Genomic DNA, 3,361 nt, shown 5'->3' on the forward strand with positions numbered 1-3,361 from the left:
CTCGGATGGCAGTCATGAGAGCGTACGTTTTCGACCATCCTCTCACCGGTCCCCGGATCAAGGTCGATCCGCCGGTGGATTTTCTACGTCCCAACTCGAAATGGCATCGTCATCTTCGCGCTGAGCCCAGCGGCGACCACCGGCTTTGGGAAATCGCGGTGCTGTTCCACATCCGCGACGCCTTCCGGTCCGGTGACATATGGTTGGCGGGATCGCGCCGCTATGGCGACCTCAAGCAGCTTCTGGTCCCGCCACAGGCGATAGAGCAGACCGCGCGGCTCGCCGTGCCGCTGCGACCCGGCGAATGGCTGGCCGAGCGCAGGGCTCGACTGGATACACGGCTGAAGGAGTTTGGCCGCGCGGCGCGAACCGGCACGATCCCAGGCGGCATCATCGAGAACGGCAAGCTGCACATCGACAAGCTGAGGGCCGACACGCCCGAAGGGGCCGAGGATCTCGTGCTCGATCTCTATCAACAGCTCCCGCCCGCGAGGATCACCGATCTGTTGCTGGAAGTCGATGAGCGAACCGGATTTTCCGAGGCGTTCACGCATCTGCGCACCGGCGCGCCCTGCAGCGACCGGATCGGCCTGATGAACGTGTTGCTGGCGGAAGGCGTCAATCTCGGTTTGCGCAAGATGGCGGCGGCGACCAACACGCACAGCTTCTGGGAATTGCTGCGGATCGCGCGCTGGCATGTCGAAGGCAGCGCCTATGATCGGGCGCTCGCCATGATCGTGGAGGCCCACGCCGCCCTGCCCATGGCCGCCTTCTGGGGACAAGGGCAATCGGCATCCAGCGACGGGCAGTTCTTCCTTGCTACCGAGCAGGGCGAGGCGATGAATCTGATCAACGCGAAATATGGCAACGTCCCGGGCCTCAAGGGATACAGCCATGTGTCCGATCAATATGCGCCGTTCGCAACCCAGGTGATCCCGGCAACGGTCAGCGAGGCTCCCTATATCCTGGACGGGCTGCTCATGAATGACGCGGGCCGCCGCGTTCGCCAGCATTTTGCCGACACGGGCGGCTTCACCGATCATGTGTTCGCCGCCTGCGCCTTGCTCGGCTACAGGTTCGCCCCCCGTATCCGCGATCTCCCTCAGAAAAGACTCTATGCCTTCACGCCCAACGCGACGCCGGCCAATGTGCGAGCGCTGGTCGGAGGTAAGATCAATGAACCGCACATCGAGCGCAACTGGCCCGACATCCTGCGCATCATGGCGACGATCGCAGCGGGGATCGTCGCCCCCAGCCAGATTCTTCGCAAGCTCGCCTCTTACCCGCGCCAGAATGAGCTGGCCCTCGCATTGCGAGAGGTGGGCCGCATCGAGCGAACCCTGTTCATGATCGACTGGATTCTTGATGCCGGCCTCCAGCGCCAGGCTCAGATCGGCCTCAACAAGGGTGAGGCCCACCACGCCCTAAAGCGCGCCATCAGCTTCCACCGCCGAGGTGAAATCCGGGATCGATCCGGCGAAGGCCAGCACTATCGCATCGCCGGAATGAACCTGCTCGCCGCCATCATCATATTCTGGAACACCATGAAGCTCGGCGAGGTCGTCAATACCCGGGCCGCCAGCGGTACCCATATCGCGCCTGATCTACTCGCCCACGTCTCGCCGTTGGGATGGGAACACATCAATCCAACCGGGGAATATCGCTGGCCCAAATCCTTAGCGTAGGATTCCGCCCCCTCCCGCAAACGCCCCCTACGATTGAGAAGCGCGGCGGAATCTCTTAGATTGATCGCTGGAGGCTTTGTTCGCGGAGACGCGCACATTGCCTTCTTTTCGTTTTAGGAAGCGCTGCCCTAAGCGACAGAAGCCAGAGCTTTGACAATGCGGCATTCCGCGATGGAGCCGACCATGTATCTTGATCCTATCGGTGCAGACACGCGATGATGGCGGTCACGACGGCGGTGGTTTCCGCGACGTCGCGCACCCTCACTGTGTCGAGGCCGATTTCAGCAGCGGGATAGTCATTCCCACCGGGGAATATCGCATCCCCAATGAACAGCATCCCGTCGAGCGGGACACCGCTCTCGGCACTCAGGCGCTTCAGGCCATAGCCCTTGTCGATCCCTGCTCTGGTCACGTCGATCGATGTCGTGCCACCGAGATTGATCGAGAGCTCCGGCAGCTTCGCGCGCAACGTGGCCTGCAACGCGGTCCTCTTCTTTCGGTCAGGATCCCACGCTTCCTTTTCCTTCAGCGGCGCTGCCTGCCCCAGGCCCGAAAAGGTGATCTGGCTGCCCCGGTCCTCGATCCGTTCGCCCCAGATACGTTCGTCGGCGAGACCGGCATCGGTCAGCGCCTGATCGAAGGCCATGCGGATCTTCGCCTTCTCCGCGTCGTCGAACAGTTCGGCATAGACCGCGCGCCAAGCGCCATTGATGAACCGATAGAGTTTCGTGCCTGTGGTCGGCATCAACCAGAGACGGTCGAGCGCGACGCCGGCAGGAAGGCGCGAGGCGATCTGCTTTTCGAACTGCGGCCAGTCCCCGCCCGAGATCACCGCCACATCCGTGATGGCGAGCAATCGGGCGAGGATTGCGGCCATATCCTCCGATAACGGCCGCTTGCTCTCGGCAAGCGTGCCGTCGAGGTCGAAGGCGATCAGCCACTTCATGCCGCCTTCCCTGCCGGATCGCGGTAGGCGAGCAGCCTGAGCGCATTGATGACGACGAGCAGCGTCGATCCCTCATGAACCGCCACCGCTGGCCCAATGCCGAGGCCGAGGATGGTAGCAGGCACCAGGAAGGCGACGACACCCAGGCTGACGAAGACGTTCTGCCGGATGATTCCACGGGTATGGCGGCTAAGACCGACTGCGAATGGCAGGTGCGCCAGATCGTCGGCCATCAGCGCCACGTCGGCTGTCTCCAGCGCAACGTCCGACCCCGCCGCGCCCATCGCGATGCCGACCGTGGCGCTTGCCATCGCCGGCGCATCGTTCACGCCGTCGCCCACCATCGCGACCTTGTCTTCGCCGGCGAGCTTCTTGATCGCGGCAACCTTGTCTTCGGGCATGAGGTCGCCCCACGCTTCGTCGATCCCGACTTCGTCGGCGATCGCTTCGGCGACTTTCTGGTGATCGCCGGAGATCATTATCATCCGCGACACGCCCATCTCGTGCAGCCGACGCAACGCGGTCTTGGCAGCTTCGCGAGGCGTGTCCATCAGGCCGATCGCGCCCAGGTCGCGGTCCCCCTTGCGGACCACCATTGTCGTGCGGCCGTTCTCGCGCAGCTTCGCGATTGCGTCCTGCGCGCCCTGCCCCAGCGCCGGAATGCCCTCACTTCCGAACATCTCGGCCTTGCCGATCCACACCGTCTCGCCATCCACGCTCGCGGTGACGC

At 63.4% G+C, this 3,361-nt stretch carries 3 protein-coding genes; 1 reads left to right on the plus strand and 2 read right to left on the minus strand.

Annotation, left to right across the window (positions count from 1 at the left end; genetic code table 11):
- The coding region (locus tag AX685_RS15735; protein WP_231738937.1) for a Tn3 family transposase at positions 1-1,685 on the plus strand (1,685 nt) is incomplete at its 5' end.
- 196 nt (positions 1,686-1,881) lie between these two features.
- Here AX685_RS15735 and AX685_RS15740 read toward each other — a convergent pair.
- Positions 1,882-2,631, minus strand: a complete 750-nt coding sequence (locus AX685_RS15740) for an HAD-IIB family hydrolase (protein ID WP_042469173.1) — start codon at positions 2,629-2,631, stop codon at positions 1,882-1,884.
- A partial coding sequence (locus AX685_RS15745; protein ID WP_156445857.1) for an HAD-IC family P-type ATPase occupies positions 2,628-3,361 on the minus strand: 734 nt, incomplete at its 5' end. The genes AX685_RS15745 and AX685_RS15740, both read right to left, overlap by 4 nt.

The sequence above is a fragment of the Sphingomonas sp. CCH9-F2 genome (genome assembly GCF_001556735.1).
GTDB classification, from domain to species: domain Bacteria; phylum Pseudomonadota; class Alphaproteobacteria; order Sphingomonadales; family Sphingomonadaceae; genus Sphingomonas; species Sphingomonas ginsenosidimutans.

Coding starts and splice junctions, on each gene's coding strand:
- AX685_RS15740 (WP_042469173.1), bottom strand. CDS start 2,631: ATGAAGTGGCTGATCGCCTTCGACCTCGACGGCACGCTTGCCGAGAGC.